Source organism: Streptomyces sp. NPDC028711, assembly GCF_055565415.1.
Map to the genome: position 1 here is coordinate 616,939 of NZ_JBVHUJ010000001.1, position 15,674 is coordinate 632,612.

The 15,674-nt window shown below is 70.5% G+C and carries 16 protein-coding genes and 1 tRNA gene; 5 read left to right on the forward strand and 12 right to left on the reverse strand.

The annotated features are described in order from the left end of the window. Positions 1-10 precede the first annotated feature (10 nt). On the forward strand, positions 11-460 hold the full coding sequence (locus ACZ4VK_RS02800) for a lamin tail domain-containing protein (protein WP_468347746.1): 450 nt from the start codon (positions 11-13) through the stop codon (positions 458-460). Positions 461-522: 62 nt separating this feature from the next. Here ACZ4VK_RS02800 and ACZ4VK_RS02805 read toward each other — a convergent pair whose 3' ends face one another. Further along, positions 523-1,014, reverse strand: coding sequence for a DUF4231 domain-containing protein (locus tag ACZ4VK_RS02805; protein WP_468347748.1), 492 nt, complete (start codon positions 1,012-1,014; stop codon positions 523-525). Positions 1,015-1,307: 293 nt separating this feature from the next. Between ACZ4VK_RS02805 and ACZ4VK_RS02810 the strand changes: the two genes are divergently transcribed. After that, the gene (locus ACZ4VK_RS02810) at positions 1,308-1,601 is read left to right on the forward strand and encodes a hypothetical protein (protein ID WP_468347750.1); all 294 of its coding nucleotides are present in this window, start codon (positions 1,308-1,310) and stop codon (positions 1,599-1,601) included. Between the two features lie 58 nt (positions 1,602-1,659). Here ACZ4VK_RS02810 and ACZ4VK_RS02815 read toward each other — a convergent pair whose 3' ends face one another. Further along, the gene (locus ACZ4VK_RS02815) at positions 1,660-2,241 is read right to left on the reverse strand and encodes a hypothetical protein (protein WP_468347752.1); all 582 of its coding nucleotides are present in this window, start codon (positions 2,239-2,241) and stop codon (positions 1,660-1,662) included. 89 nt (positions 2,242-2,330) lie between these two features. Next, positions 2,331-2,405 (reverse strand) — tRNA-Val (locus ACZ4VK_RS02820). Between the two features lie 326 nt (positions 2,406-2,731). Between ACZ4VK_RS02820 and ACZ4VK_RS02825 the strand changes: the two genes are divergently transcribed. Next, positions 2,732-4,186, forward strand: coding sequence for a coiled-coil domain-containing protein (locus tag ACZ4VK_RS02825; protein WP_468347753.1), 1,455 nt, complete (start codon positions 2,732-2,734; stop codon positions 4,184-4,186). Positions 4,187-4,342: 156 nt separating this feature from the next. Further along, positions 4,343-4,558 carry an FmdB family zinc ribbon protein gene (locus ACZ4VK_RS02830; protein ID WP_389678967.1) on the forward strand — a complete coding sequence of 72 codons (216 nt, stop codon included), beginning with the start codon at positions 4,343-4,345 and terminating at the stop codon, positions 4,556-4,558. A 6-nt stretch (positions 4,559-4,564) separates the two neighbouring features. Here the strand turns inward: ACZ4VK_RS02830 and ACZ4VK_RS02835 are convergent, their stop codons facing one another. The 3 genes from ACZ4VK_RS02835 to ACZ4VK_RS02845 are packed head-to-tail and all read right to left on the reverse strand — an operon-like array spanning position 4,565 to position 9,687. After that, positions 4,565-5,548, reverse strand: a complete 984-nt coding sequence (locus ACZ4VK_RS02835; RefSeq protein ID WP_468348823.1) for an HAD family hydrolase — start codon at positions 5,546-5,548, stop codon at positions 4,565-4,567. 35 nt (positions 5,549-5,583) lie between these two features. Further along, entirely contained in the window at positions 5,584-8,484 is a 2,901-nt protein-coding gene (locus ACZ4VK_RS02840; RefSeq protein WP_468347755.1) for a phosphoribosyltransferase, read from the reverse strand. 18 nt (positions 8,485-8,502) lie between these two features. Then, the gene (locus ACZ4VK_RS02845) at positions 8,503-9,687 is read right to left on the reverse strand and encodes an HpcH/HpaI aldolase/citrate lyase family protein (RefSeq protein ID WP_468347757.1); all 1,185 of its coding nucleotides are present in this window, start codon (positions 9,685-9,687) and stop codon (positions 8,503-8,505) included. Positions 9,688-9,872: 185 nt separating this feature from the next. Between ACZ4VK_RS02845 and ACZ4VK_RS02850 the strand changes: the two genes are divergently transcribed. After that, complete coding sequence (locus ACZ4VK_RS02850) at positions 9,873-10,796, forward strand: TerD family protein (protein WP_468347759.1); 924 nt, start codon at positions 9,873-9,875, stop codon at positions 10,794-10,796. A 45-nt stretch (positions 10,797-10,841) separates the two neighbouring features. On the opposite strand, the gene ACZ4VK_RS02855 is transcribed toward ACZ4VK_RS02850, so the two are convergent. The 6 genes from ACZ4VK_RS02855 to ACZ4VK_RS02880 all read right to left on the reverse strand — a co-directional run bounded on the left by ACZ4VK_RS02855 (position 10,842) and on the right by ACZ4VK_RS02880 (position 15,232). Beyond that, entirely contained in the window at positions 10,842-11,579 is a 738-nt protein-coding gene (locus tag ACZ4VK_RS02855; RefSeq protein WP_468347761.1) for a TerD family protein, read from the reverse strand. Between the two features lie 104 nt (positions 11,580-11,683). Further along, positions 11,684-12,829, reverse strand: a complete 1,146-nt coding sequence (locus tag ACZ4VK_RS02860) for a DUF475 domain-containing protein (RefSeq protein WP_468347763.1) — start codon at positions 12,827-12,829, stop codon at positions 11,684-11,686. A 29-nt stretch (positions 12,830-12,858) separates the two neighbouring features. Then, on the reverse strand, positions 12,859-13,434 hold the full coding sequence (locus ACZ4VK_RS02865; protein ID WP_468347765.1) for a TerD family protein: 576 nt from the start codon (positions 13,432-13,434) through the stop codon (positions 12,859-12,861). A gap of 82 nt (positions 13,435-13,516) precedes the next feature. Further along, positions 13,517-14,092, reverse strand: coding sequence for a TerD family protein (locus ACZ4VK_RS02870; RefSeq protein WP_389678975.1), 576 nt, complete (start codon positions 14,090-14,092; stop codon positions 13,517-13,519). A gap of 139 nt (positions 14,093-14,231) precedes the next feature. Next, positions 14,232-14,690 (reverse strand): peroxiredoxin, encoded by a 459-nt coding sequence (locus tag ACZ4VK_RS02875; protein WP_468347766.1) that lies wholly within the window; start codon positions 14,688-14,690, stop codon positions 14,232-14,234. 119 nt (positions 14,691-14,809) lie between these two features. Further along, a complete protein-coding gene (locus ACZ4VK_RS02880; protein ID WP_468347768.1) occupies positions 14,810-15,232 on the reverse strand; it encodes a DUF3052 domain-containing protein in 423 nt (140 codons plus the stop codon). Positions 15,233-15,674: the final 442 nt, after the last annotated feature.

The following is a 15,674-nucleotide window of genomic DNA, read 5'->3' on the forward strand; positions in this document are numbered from 1 at the left end:
AGGGACATTCATGCTTCGCGCACGCACGTTCGCGGCCGTGACCGCGGCCGCCGCCTCCGGCATCCTGCTGCTGCCCACGCAGGCGCAGGCCGCCGGCTCGGTCCACCTGTACAAGATCTACTACGACAGCCCCGGCACGGACCTCCGCTCGAACACGAGCCTCAACGCCGAGTACGTACAGATACGCAACACGACCGGCGCGGCGGTCAACCTGCGGGGCTGGACGCTCACGGACGCGGCCAACCACAAGTACACCTTCGGCAACTTCACGCTCGGCAAGGGCAAGATCGTGACGGTCCGCACGGGCCGCGGCACGAACGCGTCCGCGAACGTCTACCAGAACCGCGGCACGTACGTCTGGAACAACGACCGCGATACGGCGACCCTGAAGAAGTCGAACGGCACGCGCGTCGACGTCTGCTCGTACAACTCGACGCGGGTCGACTACACGTGGTGCTGACTCCGCACCGCGCTTGACGGACGAGGGGCCCCGGAGGAATCTTCGGGGCCCGCTCCGGTCCGCTACTCGGAGCTCGACTCCACGGGCACCCGCGGGGACGGGATGCCGTGCTGCTGCACGTCGGCGCCGACCTGCCCGCCGAGCGTCATCACGTTCAGGGTCGCGGAGTTCTCGTTGGCGATGGCCTTCTCGACCCGGGCGACGAGCAGCGAGAACGCCTCCCGCTTCGGCAGGCCGTGATACGGCCCCACCTTGGCCTCGAAGTAGACCCGCTCGTGCCCGAGAAGCTGCTCGGTCGACCGGTAGTTCTTCCACTGCTCGCGGTACCGGTAGACGCTCTCCAGCGACACGGCGGCGACGACGACCACGCTCAGAACGGTGGCCGTGACCCGCGCGAAGTCGAGATCGAGATTGACGAACACCGGCACCAGCGCCGCACCGACGACGGAGACCGTACGCATCCGCAGATGCATCGCCTTCATCCGGGTCGCCTTGGAGTCGTACCACTCCTGATACTGCGAGAGCCGCGTCTCGATGTACCGCTGCGACGTCATCTCGCCACCCTGCACCCCGATTTCGGGCGCGTCCCCCGCGTCAACCATACGGGGGAGTACACCCGCCGCATCGAACAGCCGTCAACTCCCGGCGACGGCCACTGCCACGGCGACCACCACAAGACGCGACAGGGGCACCGTCACACCCCGAGTTCCGCACAACTCACTCCAGCAGGGCCACGGGCCGGTCGACCGACGAGCAGATGATCACACCGTGATCCCACTCGATCACCTACCGCTAACATCACGGGCGTTGCCGCAGCCGCGCGGCCAACCGAGAGAGGGGCATCCGCATGGCCATCATCGTCACCTTCGACTTCCCTGGCGCCGGACACGAGCTCTACGACACCGTCATCGAACGAGTCACCGACGGGCAAGGCTTCACCCGGTTCGCGGACCTCCCGAACCCAGGTCTTCTCTCCCACGCGGCGGGCCCGGTGGACGGAGGGTTCCGCGTGACGGAGGTCTGGGAGAGCACGGAGGCCCTGGAAACCCACGCGAAGGCCTTCGGCCCGATCCTGGCGGACCTCGGCCACGCCGACGTACAGCCGACAATCATTCCGGCCCACAACGTCGTCGTCCGGTAGGTCCGGTCCGACTGGGCCAGGAGAAGTTCGGCACCCTGCCGGTGGTCGACCTGAGGGCTCAGGACCAGCGGAGTACGGCATCACGGACTGCTGCCAGGGAAGCTGACCGCATCCGATCGCGCTCAGTTGCTGTGCCCGCTTGGTGTTCCACCTCGTAGGTGTCGTCCTCAGCGAGCAGGACTTGGATGTACCAGTCACCCTCATCGTGGCCGGTCAGCCGCTGGAGAAGCATGCCCTCCCCGTTCCGCAGCTCGCCAAGCATCGCCTCGATGGTGGGGACATCGGGGTCGCGCACCATACGTCCGTCACCGCCCAGTGCGACGAGCCTGACCGGGCCGAGACCCTTCCTGCCCTGCCCTTCCCGGAGCCACTTCTTCTCCTGGCCACTCAAGAGAGACGGCGGCACGACGGGTCCGGCAGGGTTGTAGACGGCTATGGGGTCGTCCGGATCGGACCACGACCCGATCTTCCACAGCCGGTACACGTGGACACCGCCCTGGGCCAGCGGCACTGCGAGGGTTGCCGGCGCGGGAGGACCGGGAACGCAACGGCCCACGTCCTCCCCGTACGGGCCACCGTGGAAGATCGCGTGCATCCATCCCGTCGGCGGTCTCCCAGTCGTGTCGAAAACGTCCTCCACCGTTCCCCCTTCGACGGAACCACAGCCCTGACGCTCACCATGATCGACGCCAAAGGCCCCCAGCCGTGATCGGCTGGGGGCCTTTGCACTGGTGGGCGCGGACGGTTTCGAACCGCCGACATCTGCTTTGTAAGAGCAGCGCTCTACCCCTGAGCTACGCACCCGTGGAAGAGGCAACAGCCTACATGGCGCACCGGTGGGTGTCGCAAACGGATGCCTGTTCGGCGGGGTGTTCCCGGTCGGGGGGACGGTGGGTCGTCTGGTGGTGACTCTTTGTCGACAAGGGGTTTGCGTGTGCGGCGAACTGATCGGCCCGTGTGTTCGTCCTTACCGGGTGGGAGAATGAATCGGACCGGGCACGGCGGACACAGCACGGGGAGAGTACGTGGCGGCGAGCGACGCTAGGGGGTGTCTTGTCGGTCAGGCCGGATCAGGGAGCGGCGTCTGGTGCCGTGCCTCGCAAGGCGGAGGAGGGAGGCATGGCGGAGCCATGTCGACTGACGACAACGCGGCGAGGTGCGGTGCCAGGCGTCGCGAGCCCGGCCTGACCGACAAGACACCCCCTAGGGGGACCGGTGGGGTCCGGAGGCGTGACGCGCCGGGGCGGGGAGCGGGTCGGGCGGGGGCCGGGGGGTCCGCCTTGCGGCTCGCTCTCGCGTTGCCTCTGCTCATGGGTGCTCTGCTGCCGCACGCCTTCGCCGGTGGTGGTACCCGTCGCTGGTTCGGGGGGCGCGGCGAGGGTCAGCGGGCCGAGGCGCAGGCCGCCAAGGATGCCGCCGCCTCCGCCTTCTACGAGCTCGACACCGCCCAGCGCGGGCTGCGCATCTCCATCGAGACCATCATCGCCGTCGACAGCTCCCCCGAGGCGAGTCGCGCCGTCGAGGGGTTCGCGGCCCTCGGGCGCCGCATCGACGAGGTCAGCCACACCTATATCAGCGCCGTCGACGCCCACGACCTCGACCGCGACGAGCTCGACGCCGCGACCGCCGGCCGGGCCCGTGCGGAACTGACCCGTGCCAAGGAGGAGCTGGACCGGGCGAAGGACGAGCTCGACCGGTTCGAGCAGGGTCTCGGGCCGCTGCTCGATCGCGCCGAGACCCAGCTCGCCCGCCTCGCCCCCGCCGTCGAGCGTGCCCGGCAGGCCCTGCGCGCCGCGAGCGGCGCCCTCGACGGCGTACGGGAGAGCGGGCTGCGCGCCGACGACCTCGCCGCCCGGCTCGCCGCCCTCGGGCCCGAGCTCACCAAGCTCAACGAGGGCGCCGGCCGCCACGGCGTCCCCGAGACCCTCCAGCGAGCCGACCGGGTCCTCCGCGACGCCGAAGCCGTACGGGCCGAGGCGGAGCGCCTGCCCGAGCGGGCCGCCGAGATCGACCGGCGGCTCGTCTCCCTCCGTACCCGCACCGAGGCGCTCACCACCCGCACCGGCGCCGTCGAGCCCGTCCTCTCGGAGCTGCGGCGGCGCTTCACCGCGCCCTGCTGGCAGGACCTCCAGCACGTGCCGGAGCAGGCCGCCACGACGCTCCGGCAGGCCGAGGACCGGCTCGCCGAGGCGGCGAAGGCCCGGGCCGAGCAGCGGTGGCCCGACGCGACCTCGCTGCTCTCCACCGTCCGCGCGCTGCTCGACTCCACCGACGAGGCCGTCTCCGCCGCCAGGGACCGGCTGCGCCGCCTGGACGCCGTCGCGAAGGACCCGAAGGCGGAGATCGACCGGGCCCGGTTCGCCGTACGGGACGCCCAGCGGCTCGCGATGGACGGCAGGAGCACTCCCGACCCGCGGCACGCCCGGCCCCTCGACGAAGCCGTCGCCCGGATCGACCGTGCCGTCGACACCCTGGAGGGCCGGCACCCCGACTACTGGCACTTCCTGACCGAACTGGAGGGCGTACGGGCCACGGCCGCGCACGTCGTCGGGCAGATCCGGGACGAGCGGGGCGCCGGTCACTGAGCCGGGGAGGCGGCGGGCGTCGCCCCCCTGCTCGTAGCCGTGCACGCGGCGGGCGCCTCTGCCCGTGGTCGTGCGCAGGCGGCGGGCGTCGCCCGTGGGCGTGCGGAGGCAGCGGCGCCCATGCCCGTGGGCGTGCGCAGGCTTTAGCCTTGCCCCATGCCTCGTTACGAATTCCGCTGCCGTACCTGCGGCGACACCTTCGAGCTCAGCCGTCCCATGGCCGAGTCCTCCGATCCGGCCTCCTGCCCCGCCGGGCACGACGACACCGTGAAGCTGCTCTCGGCCGTGGCCGTCGGCGGCTCGTCCGCCGCCCCCGCGCCGAGCGGCGGCGGGGGCGGGGGCGGTTGCTGCGGTGGGGGCTGCTGCGGCTGATAGCCGTTACACGGCGGCCGCCGCCCTGAAGCGGCGCAGGATCTCCTCCCCCGCCGCGACCCCGCGTTCCACGAGGACGTCGAGGTGGGGGGCCGTCCACTCGCTGTCGGCCAGTTCACCGTGGCCCGGGCGCCACGCCCGGTCCGCGGCGAGCAGCAGGTCGGCGTCGAGGAGCGAGTCGCCGGCCGCGAGCGTGAGCGTGGCGCCGGTGCGGCGGGCGACCTCGCGGACGGCCGCGCTCTTGGTGAGCGGCTTCGGTACGGCGTACACCTTGCGGCCCTGGAGCGAGACCGTCCAGCCCCGCTCCCCCGCCCAGGCGCCGAAGCGCCCCAGCCACTCCTCGGGCAGCCGTTCCCGCTCGACGACGAGGTAGGCGAACAGGTCCTCGGCGACGCGGTGCTTGCGCACCCAGGACAGGTCCGTGGTCGCCGTGAGGTACGCCCGGATCTCGGAGAGCGGCGCGCACTCCTCGGCGAGCCGGCGCAGCACGGAGGCGTGCCAGTCCTCGTCCGTGACGCCGTCGACGAGGATGTGACCGCCGTTGGCGCAGATCGCGTACTTCGGTGCCGCGCCGGGGAGTTGGATGCGCTGGTACTGCTTGCGCGTCCGCGTCGTGGTGGGGACGAAGACGGCCTCGTCGGACAGCTGGGCGAGGAGCCCGGCCGCGTCCTCGGTCATGTAGGAGAGCGGCTTGGCCTCGTGGACCTCGACGCAGAGCAGCCTGGGTGCCTGGGCGTCGGGCATGCCGAGGGCGAGGGCGGCCGACGAGTAGATGAGGGTGCGGTCGAGGTCGCTCGCGACCAGGATCGTGCTCTGCGCCGTGATCGGGGGCGCGGTCGGTGACGCGGTAGGTGTCGCGATCGGGGGCGTGTTCTGCGCCGGGGTCGGGGTCGTGACCTGCGTCCCGCCCGGTGCCGCGATCAGCGCCGTGGTCTGCGTCGCGATCGGTGTCGTGGTCGGTGTCGTGGTCGGCTGGGCGTTCGCGGTCATGTCGCCGCCGGCCGGCGTCGGTCCCTGGCTCGTACTCACTGGGACACCACCGCCTTGCCGTCGGCCCCTGTCGCCCCTCTGGTGTACTGAGGGTGGATCAGGCCCACGCAGCTGTACGGCAGTTCGTCGACCTCCTCGACCGGTACTCCGCGCTGCTCCGCGAGCAGACGGACGTGTGCGAGGTCGGCGTCGGCGCCGCGCTTGGCGAGGATCTTCCAGGGGACGCGGCGGAGCAGGACGCGGGTGGTCTCGCCGACGCCGGGCTTGACCAGGTTGACGTCGTGGATGCCGTACTCCTCGCTGATCCGCTCCACGGCCGCCCAGCCCTCCCAGGTGGGTGTGCGGTCGGCGGCCAGGAGTTCCTTGACGTCCGTGTCGACGGTCGCGGCCACCTCGTCGAAGCGGGCGGTGACGGCGTCGAGGAAGTCGTTCGAGACGTCGGCGCCGGCCAGCTCGCGGTAGAACTTTCCGCCGTGGAAGTCGTCGGGCCCGACGAGGTCCGCACGGAGGACCGTGCGCGATATCAGGCCGGAGACCGTGGAGTTGAGGCAGGCGGAGGGGATGAGGAAGTCCTCGCGGGTGCCGTAGGTACGGACGCAGGAGCCGGGGTCGGCGAGGACCGCGATCTCCGGGTCGAAGCCCTTGATGCCCTCGGTCGCCTCGAACGCACGGATCGCTTCGGCGAGTTCGCGGGTGATGGCGCCCTTGCCGGTCCAGCCGTCGACGAACACGACGTCGGCCGGGTCGTGGTGGGCGGCGAGCCAGCGCAGCGCGTTGGTGTCGATGCCGCGGCCCCGCACGATGGAGACGGCGTAGTGGGGCAGGTCGAGGCCGTGGCGGGCCCCCGCCCAGCGGCGCATGAGGACGCCGACGGGCGTGCCGGCGCGCGCGAGCGAGACGAGCACGGGGCGGCGGCCCGGCCGCTCGGCGAGGACGGTCTCGGTGACGGTGCCCACGGCGCGGGCGATCCGGGCGGCCGAGCTCTCCAGGGCGGTGTGGAACAGCTCCTGGTAGCGCGCGCTGGGCTGGTACTCGACGGGGAGCGACTCGGCGTAGTGCGCGCCGCCGCTCTGGATGGCTTCCTCGCGTTCCTCGGTGGGCGCCTCGAGCTCGACGTCCGAGAGGTCCTGGAGCAGCCAGCCGACCTCCTCGGGAGCGTACGAGGAGAAGGCGGGGCCGCGGAGGGGCTCGGGCAGCATGGAGCTCCTTTCGGGAGCTTCGGAGTCGGAGTCGGAGACCTGGGGGGTGTACGGCGTGCTCGTCGTGGTCGCCGTGCTCTGCGCGTACGGCTCGTACGAGGGGACGACGGCGAGCACGACGCGCGGGATGTGCGCGGTCAGCTGGGCGAGGAGGCCGTCGGGGGCGTGCAGGGCCGGGGTGTCGGCCGTGGAGTCGACGACGACGGCGACGGCGTCGAAGCCCGCGCCTGCCACGTTGTAGGCGTAGCGCTCGCCGGGTCCGTCGGCGGGGTCGTCGTGGGCGGGGAAGACGAGCCGGGTCCGTATCGCGTAGCCGGGGTCGTCGACGGCGAGGACGGGCGAGCGGGTGGTGGTGGAGTACCGGACGTCGAGCCCGGCGTCCTCCAGGGCGGTGCCGAGGCGGAGCGGGGCGTACATCAGCTCCTCGAAACCGAGCACGAGCACGCGGGGCCCTGCGGGCGGCCGGGCGGGGGTGGAGGTGGGGATGGCGGGGGGCGTTTGAGTGCCTCCCGGTGCCTCGGGGGCGCCCGGCGCCTCGGGGGCGCCCGGTGCCTCGGCGGGCGCTTCCGTGGTGGAGGGGCTGCCCAGTGCCTCGGCGGACACTTCCGTGGCGGAGGAGCTGCCCAGTGCCGCAGGGCCGCCCAGTGCCTCGCCGGACGCTTCCGTCGCGGAGGGGCCGCCCACTGCCTCGGCGCGCGTCTCCGTACCGGCGGCCGCCGCCTGCGCGCCGGATTCCTCCGGCGCGGCCGGCGTGCGCAGTGCCTCGGCGATTCTCTCGGCCATGGCCGGCAGCGCCGCTTCCAGGGCCTCGCGGTGCTCCGGCGTGAAGCCGTGCCGTCCGCCGTCGGGTATGCCGTCGGGCCAGCCGAGCTCTATCCGGACCGGGGCGGGGCGGGGGGCGCCGGCAGCGCCTGCCGAGCCGGCTACGCCCACCGGAGCCGCCACCGGAGCGACGCGGGACTCCGCATCACCCGCCTCACCCACGGCACCGCTGCCGGACGCCGCACCCGCAGCACTCCCCCGCGCGGCCCCCTCCCGCCGTTCGTACTCCGCCACCAACGCCTGGCCCTTCTCCAGGACCCCCTCCGGGAGGCGCACCGTTCCCCTCGCGCCCGAGATCAGGTCGACGCGGGCGCCGATCTCCGCCGCGAAGGTGTCCAGGCGGCCCAGGTCGGCGGGCGAGCGCATGTCGACGAGGGCGACGACGACGTACCGGTCGCGGGGGTAGCGCTCGTGCAGGGCTCGGATGGTGTTGAGGACGGTGTTGCCCGTGGAGAACTCGTCGTCGACGAGGACCAGCGGCCCGTCGCCCGCGAGCAGCTTCGGGTCCTCCGGGAGCAGCAGGTGCGAGGTGGCGTGGGAGTGGGACTCCTCGAAGCCGCCCGCGCGGGCGACGCCGGGCACCGGCCGCCGGGTGGAGTGGAGGTACGGGGCGAGCCCGAGGCCGTCCGCGACGGCGTGGCCGAGGGCCGTGGCGGTCTCCGCGTAACCGAGCACGACGGACCGCGCGGCCTCCTCGTCGCCGAGCAGCGCCCGGACGCGCCGGCCGAGGTCGAGGCCGGAGCCGTACACCACGGACGGCCGCTGCGGCACGTGTTTGCCGAGGACGCTGGAGACCAGCAGGTGCGCCCGTTTGGGGTTGCGACGCAGTGCGAGGCCCAACAGGGCCGGTAGCTCCTCGCCGCCGATCAGTTCGACGCCCAGTCGCTCCGCGACCCACGTTCCGGTCCACACCACGTCGTCGACGTCCCTTCGTCAGCCGGCAAGTCCGGCGGTGAGCAGATCCACGAAGCCGACGTCCTCCTTGGCGACGCCGAACACCTCGGCGCGCAGGAGGGTGCGCTCGGCCCACGCGCGATGCGGCTTCACTTCGTTCATCTTGTTCGTATAGGCGGAGCGCAGCACTCCGCCGCCGCCCTGGTCGGGCCGCAGGATGTCCTGGGCGTCGCTCCACTCCTCGTGGCTGACGACGGAGAGCGCGTGCACCGGCACCACGTGGGTGGGGTGGATGCAGGTCTTGCCGAGGAGTCCGTTGGCGCGGTCGAGTTCGATCTCGCGCAGCAGGCCGTCGAGGTCGTGCTCGATGAGGGCGGTGCGCAGGTCCTCGGCGCTGCCTTCGAGGAAGGGGCTGCGGCGCAGCTGGGGCTTGAACATGCGCTCGCCGGGCCGGAAGTACTCCCAGACGGGGCCGGTGACGGTGAAGCCGGTGCCGTCGGAGCGGCCGAGGAGGTTGACGACGTCGGCGATGACATGGGCGACGATCTTGATGTCGTACGCGGTCATGTCGGGCGAGCGGCGCAGGCCGTACGCGGAGCAGAAGTCGGTGACGCCGAGGCGCAGGGCGAGGACGCGGTCGCGGTACTTCTCGGTGATCGCGGCGATGCCGGCCAGGGTCTCGGCCCGGGTCTCCAGGTGGAGGAGTTCGGGGGACTCGAGGACGGGCATGGCGAAGAGGCGTCGGCCGCTCGTCCGCTCTGCCTGGGTGAGTGCTTCGAGGAAGGCCTGGCCGCGGCTCTCGGTGAACTTGGGCAGCACGAATCCGGACAGGAGGCGGACCGTTTCGCCGAGGCGGTCGACGAGGTCGGTGATCTGGCGCGGTTCGCGGACCCGGATGAAGAGCAGGGGCACGTCCGTGGCGGTGTCGGCGTCCGTCACGGTCGTGGTGGCGAGGTCGGCGAACTGGCGGACGAGGTTGGCCTCGCCGTCCTCGACGTCGGCGTCACTGATGGAGTCCTCCAGGCAGAGCACCATGGAGACCACTCCGCGGGCCGCCTGCTTGCGCACGTCGTCGGCGAGCCGCGGCCGGGTGGCCGGGCTGTAGAGCGTGGCGCCCAGGGCCACGGCGAGGATGCCCGCGGGCGAGTCCGCCGTGAACGAGGCCGGCTCCCGGTGGAACAGCCCCGCCCGCGTGGTGGACGGGATGTGCCCGAAATGACGCATATAAGTCCCCCGTCTGCCCTTCTCGTCCTGACGACATGTGGCCGGTAATAGTACGTAGGTGCGGGTGTCCGCAGTTCCATTCACGCATGAAATCCAGGTAACTCGTCGGCATCCGTCCCCCCGCCCGGGTATCGGTGGTGCCCCCGCGTTGTCCGCGGGTCGGCCGGGAGGGCAGGATTACGGTCATGACGCACGCGATGCTGAAGGGCTCCAACGTCCCTCTCGACACCGCGGCCGTACGGGCCGTGCTCCGCTGGACCCCGGGCCCCGGGGTCCCCGACGTGGATGCCTCGGCTCTGCTGCTCGGGCCCTCCGGTCGCGTGCGGTCCGACGAGGACTTCGTCTTCTACAACCAGCCGCGCCACCCCTCGGGTCTGGTGCGGCGGCTGCCGAAGAAGCGGGTGCCCGAGGGCCTGACGGACACCGTGGAGGCCGATCTGGGCTCTCTGGACGCCTCGGTCGACCGGGTGGTGATCGCGGCCTCCTCCGACGGCGGCACCTTCCGGTCCGTCTCCGACCTGCGGATCCTGATCTACGACGCGGCCCCGGGGCCGGAGCGCGAGCCGCTGGCCCTGTTCGCCGTGACGGCGGAGACGGGCGAGGAGACGGCGGTCATCTGCGGCGAGCTGTACCGGCGCGGGGACGGCTGGAAGTTCCGCGCGGTGGGCCAGGGCTATCCGACCGGCCTCGTCGGCCTCGCGACCGACTTCGGCATCTCGGTCGACGAGGACGCGCAGGAAGGCCCTGAGGGGCCCGACGGCTCGGACGGTCAGGACGGTCACGACGGCCCGGCCGGTCACGAGGGACGACAGGACGGCCACGAGGGACAGCAGGACGGCCAGGAAGGGCCTCAGGCGGCCCAGGAGGGCGCGACGGCCGCCCCCGGCTCCCCCGACCTCGATCTGACCCTGGTCCACGCCCCCGTACCCCCGCAGCCGGTCGCGCCGCCTCCGGTGCCCGACCGGGCGCCCGCCTACGGCTATCCGCAGCCGCCGGTGAACGATCCCGTGCCCGCCTACGGCTATCCGCAGCCGGTGACCGCCCCGGAGCAGCACCCGTCGCCGGAGTTCCGGATGCCGCCCATGGGCCCCCAGTTCGTCCGCTCCTGAGACCGAGGGCCTGGACTCGTCCGCTCCTGAGGCCGTCGGCAACGGCTACGCCTTGGTCTTGTAGCCGCGTCCCCACTGGAGGCCCCAGCCGTACAGCCGGTCCAGTTCGGCCTGGAAGCCGTAGACGAAGCGCACCTCCCGGCGAACCGTGAGCTCGCCCTTGCTGTTGTCCACGGTGAAGACGGCGCAGGAGCGGGCCTGCGGGGCGCGCTCGTCGAGCTCGATCTCGATCCGCGGGCCGTTGCTCGGATAGAGCGTGATCTTGGCGTGCGTACGGTCGAAGGCCGGGGTCTGGTCGTAGATGTACACGAAGAACAGCAGGCGTTTGATCTCGTCCTTCTGGTCCAGGTTGACGAAGATCGTCTCGCCGGAGGACCCGCCGAAGCGGTCGTCCCCGCTGAGCTTCACGTACGGGGCGGTGTTCAGGTCGCCGAAGAAGCCGCCGAGCGGCTGCACCACGCCCTTGCTGCCGTCCTTGAGCTCGTAGAGGCAGCCGAGGTCCAGGTCCACGTTGACCATGCCCTGGGTGTGGGCCTGGACGACCTCGGGCTTGAAGAGCTTGGACGGGTTGCGCAGGAGCCGTCCGCTCTGCCGGGAGCGGCCCTCGATGTCGGAGGTCCGCATCCGCCAGGAGAGGTTCACCCGGAGGTTTCCGGTGCCGGCGCCCTGTTTGGTGAGCGAGACGGACGGGCGCCGCCTCGTCAGGTCGATCGAGTTCGACGCGGCGGAGCCCGAGTCGAAATGCCCCGTCCTCGCCGGAAACAGGTTGTCCCAGAAGGCCATGGCGCCTTCACCCCCCACTGGTCGTCACCACCACCGCACATGCCTGCGGGGCGGCCGGGTGCACCGGCCGCCCCGCAGTGAAGCGTTCCTCATCGCCGGGGGTGTCACACCCCGGACGGCACCTCGGTCTTGTCGCCCGAGGGACCGGACCCGCCCTCGGCCGCCTCGAGTTTCTTGTTGCGCCGTACGGAGGACCAGAAGGAGAGCGCGATCAGGACGACACCGATGGAGCCGGTGATGAGCTCGCTGATCTCGTGCTGGATGGTGATGAGCAGGATGACCGCGAGCGCGCCGATCGCGTAGTGCGCGCCGTGCTCCAGGTAGACGTAGTCGTCCAGGGTGCCCTCACGGACCAGGTAGACCGTGAGCGAACGGACGTACATGGCGCCGATGCCGAGGCCGAGCGCCATCCAGAAGATGTGGTTGGTGATGGCGAAGGCGCCGATGACACCGTCGAAGGAGAACGAGGCGTCGAGCACTTCCAGGTACAGGAACAGGAAGAACGCGGCCTTGCCGGCGAGGCCGACCGCGGAGACCGGCTTGCCCTGGGCCTTGGCCTTCTCCTCCTCCTCGTGCTCGCGCTCCTCCTCTTCCTCCAGCTTGTTCTCGAAGAAGCCGGAGAGACCGCCGACGATGAGGTACGTGATCAGGCCGGCGACGCCGGAGAGCAGGACGGTCGCGGACTTGTCCGCGTGGCCGATGCTGGTGTGCGCGTGCGTCGCGAAGGTCATCGCCGCGACGAGCAGGGCGACGAGCGCGACACAGACCGACAGCATGTCGACCTTGCCGAGCTTGGCCAGCGGGCGCTCGAGCCAGCCGAGCCACTTGATGTCCCGCTCCTCGAAGATGAAGTCGAGGAAGATCATCAGCAGGAACATGCCACCGAACGCGGCGATCGCCGGGTGGGCGTCCGTGACCAGGGCCTCGTACCGCTCGGGGTTGTCCAGGGCCAGCTCGATGGCCTCGATCGGGCCGACCTTGGCGCTGATGGCGACGATCGCGACGGGGAAGACCAGTCGCATGCCGAATACGGCGATCAGGATGCCGATCGTGAGGAAGATCTTCTGCCAGAAGGCATTCATCTTCTTCAGGATTCCCGCGTTGACCACCGCGTTGTCGAAGGACAGCGAGATCTCGAGGATCGACAGGATCAGAACGACCCCGAACGCCTCCCACCCCCACTGCCAAGCGGCGAAGGCCAGGCCGAGCGCCGTGATGGCGAACGACCAGCCGAAGGTTTTCAGAACCACTGTCTACCCCATCGTGAAACTACTTGGCTTTACGAAACGTTGACCCCGAAGTCTAGAGCGATGCCCCGGAGCCCCGACGCGTACCCCTGACCGACCGCGCGGAACTTCCATTCGCCGTTGTACCGGTAGAGCTCGCCGAAGATCATCGCGGTCTCCGTGGAGGCGTCCTCGGAGAGGTCGTACCGGGCGAGTTCCTGCCCGTCCATCTGGTTCACCACCCGGATGAACGCGTTGCTGACCTGGCCGAAGCTCTGGCTGCGGTTGTCGGCGTCGTGGATCGACACCGGGAAGACGATCTTGTCGCAGTGGGCCGGCACCTTGGAGAGGTCCACGATGAGGGACTCGTCGTCCCCGTCCCCCTCGCCGGTGAGGTTGTCACCGGTGTGCTCGACGGAGCCCTCGGGGCTGCGGAGCTGGTTGTAGAAGACGAAGTACTCGTCCCCCAGAACCCGCCCGGCCTGGCACAGCAGGGCGCTGGCGTCGAGGTCGAAGGGGGCTCCGGTGGTGGAGCGCGCGTCCCAGCCGAGCCCCACGAGGACCTTGGTCAGGTTGGGTGCGGCCTTGGAGAGGGAGACATTGCCTCCCTTGGCGAGCGTGACGCCCATGATTCGGTTCCTCCCCGGTGGTGATGAGGCACGTCCGGCGCCGCACGGGATGTGCGGCGCCGGACGGTTCGAACGGTTCGGCTCAGACGTTGACGCCGAAGTCCTGCGCGATGCCGCGCAGGCCCGAGGCGTAGCCCTGGCCGACGGCGCGGAACTTCCACTCGGCCCCGTGGCGGTACAGCTCGCCGAAGACCATGGCGGTCTCGGTCGAGGCGTCCTCGGAGAGGTCGTAGCGGGCGATCTCGGTGCCGCCGGTCTGGTTCACGACGCGGATGAACGCGTTGCGCACCTGACCGAAGGACTGCTGGCGGTTCTCGGCGTCGTAGATCGAGACCGGGAAGACGATCTTGGTGACTTCCGGCGGCACGGTGGCCAGGCTGACCTTGACCTGCTCGTCGTCGCCCTCGCCCTCGCCGGTGAGGTTGTCACCGGTGTGCTCGACGGAGCCGTCGCCACTCTTCAGGTTGTTGAAGAAGACGAAGTCCCCTTCGTTGCGGACCTTGCCCTCGTCCGTCACCAGGATGGCGCTGGCGTCGAGGTCGAAGTCCGTGCCGGTGGTGGTCCGGACGTCCCAGCCCAGACCGACGGTCACGGCGGTGAGGCCAGGGGCCTCCTTGGTCAGCGAGACGTTGCCGCCCTTGCTGAGGCTGACTCCCACGAGTCCCTCCATAGGTTTCCAGGGGCAGCGCCCCCAGGTCGTGCGTTGGCATTCGGATCAACGACTGGATCCTAGTGACGGGTTCCCGGTCGAAACAGTCGATTCGCCCCACGAATCGGAGATGTCGGCCGACGAGGGCTCAGATGGCGTCGAGCGCCTTGACGTACTCGCCGATGTCGCGGGCGTCCGGCAGGGCGTTCACGACGGTCCAGCGGACGACGCCCTCCTTGTCGATGACGAAGGTGCCGCGCACCGCGCAGCCCTTCTCCTCGTCGAAGACGCCGTACGCCCGGGAGGCCTCACCGTGCTTCCAGAAGTCGGAGAGCAGCGGGAACTCCAGGGACTCCTGCTCGGCGAAGACGCGCAGGGTGTGGATCGAGTCGTTGGACACGGCCAGGAGCTGCGTGTCGTCGTTGACGAACGCCGGGAGGTTGTCGCGGAGCTCGCCGAGTTCACCGGTGCAGACGCCGGTGAAGGCGAAGGGGTAGAAGAGCAGCACCACGTTCTTCGCGCCGCGGAAGTCGGACAGCCTCACGGTGCGCCCGTGGTTGTCCTTGAGCTCGAAATCCGGGGCCTCGGTGCCGGCCTCGATCGCCATCGCGTACGCATCCCTTCGACGGAGCCCTGCCCTTGGGCCGAATCGGTGAGGCCCACCCTACGGCCTGCGCACGAAAGCCCCCGCCGGTGGACCGGCGGGGGCTTCTCGCAGCGTGGTGATCAGCGCTTGGGGGCGCCCAGGCGGGTGCCCGTCCAATCCTTCGCGACGCTGATGCTCTTGGTCTGGGAGAGACCCGCTGTCTGCGCGGCATCCTGGATGTCGGACGGCTCGATGTAGCCGTCGCGGCCGGTCTTCGGGGTCAGCAGCCAGATGTTGCCGCCGTCCTCCAGAAGACCGATGGCGTCCACCAGTGCGTCGGTGAGATCGCCGTCCTCGTCCCGGAACCACAGCACGACGACGTCGGCGACATCGTCGTATTCCTCGTCCACGAGGTCGGTTCCGATGATGGACTCGATGCCTTCACGGAGATCCTGGTCGACGTCGTCGTCGTAGCCGATCTCCTGGACCACCTGTCCGGGCTCGAACCCCAGCCTTCCGGCCGGGTTGGTCCGCTCCTCCGCGTGGTCCGCGGTCGCGCTCACGGCTTGCCTCCTGCTCATTCGGTAAATGCTTGGGCCGCGCGTATGCGCGCGGCGCTGGCCGTAGTCCACACGTGCCGGGGTGGATCGCGCAAGTACCCGGCCACGGAGACCGCCGAAACGGTGACGTTTGGGGCCGTCTCGCCGCAACTTCCGGCGCCGCGGGAACCCGCTCCGTGATCAGGCACACATGATTCATCCCGGTTTTATTGCTTCTGCGGTTTCAGTCTGCCGAACGCCCGGACGAAACGCATGCGCGGGTTGGGCGTAAGGTTGCGATTTGAGCACAGCACGACACGTCTTGAGCGCACCCGGACACCTGAAGGACGCCCCCGAGACACCCCCTGGGGGTTACCCCTCGGTAAATGTGACGTCTGGCGTCGGCGGGGTACACGATGGACATCCCGACCACTCCGTGGCCCCGTGGGCACCACCGACAGCGAAG

Coding starts and splice junctions, on each gene's coding strand:
- ACZ4VK_RS02800 (WP_468347746.1), top strand. CDS start 11: ATGCTTCGCGCACGCACGTTCGCGGCCGTGACCGCGGCCGCCGCCTCC.
- ACZ4VK_RS02805 (WP_468347748.1), bottom strand. CDS start 1,014: ATGACGTCGCAGCGGTACATCGAGACGCGGCTCTCGCAGTATCAGGAG.
- ACZ4VK_RS02810 (WP_468347750.1), top strand. CDS start 1,308: ATGGCCATCATCGTCACCTTCGACTTCCCTGGCGCCGGACACGAGCTC.
- ACZ4VK_RS02825 (WP_468347753.1), top strand. CDS start 2,732: ATGTCGACTGACGACAACGCGGCGAGGTGCGGTGCCAGGCGTCGCGAG.
- ACZ4VK_RS02830 (WP_389678967.1), top strand. CDS start 4,343: ATGCCTCGTTACGAATTCCGCTGCCGTACCTGCGGCGACACCTTCGAG.
- ACZ4VK_RS02835 (WP_468348823.1), bottom strand. CDS start 5,548: ATGACCGCGAACGCCCAGCCGACCACGACACCGACCACGACACCGATC.
- ACZ4VK_RS02845 (WP_468347757.1), bottom strand. CDS start 9,687: ATGCGTCATTTCGGGCACATCCCGTCCACCACGCGGGCGGGGCTGTTC.
- ACZ4VK_RS02850 (WP_468347759.1), top strand. CDS start 9,873: ATGACGCACGCGATGCTGAAGGGCTCCAACGTCCCTCTCGACACCGCG.
- ACZ4VK_RS02855 (WP_468347761.1), bottom strand. CDS start 11,579: ATGGCCTTCTGGGACAACCTGTTTCCGGCGAGGACGGGGCATTTCGAC.
- ACZ4VK_RS02865 (WP_468347765.1), bottom strand. CDS start 13,434: ATGGGCGTCACGCTCGCCAAGGGAGGCAATGTCTCCCTCTCCAAGGCC.
- ACZ4VK_RS02875 (WP_468347766.1), bottom strand. CDS start 14,690: ATGGCGATCGAGGCCGGCACCGAGGCCCCGGATTTCGAGCTCAAGGAC.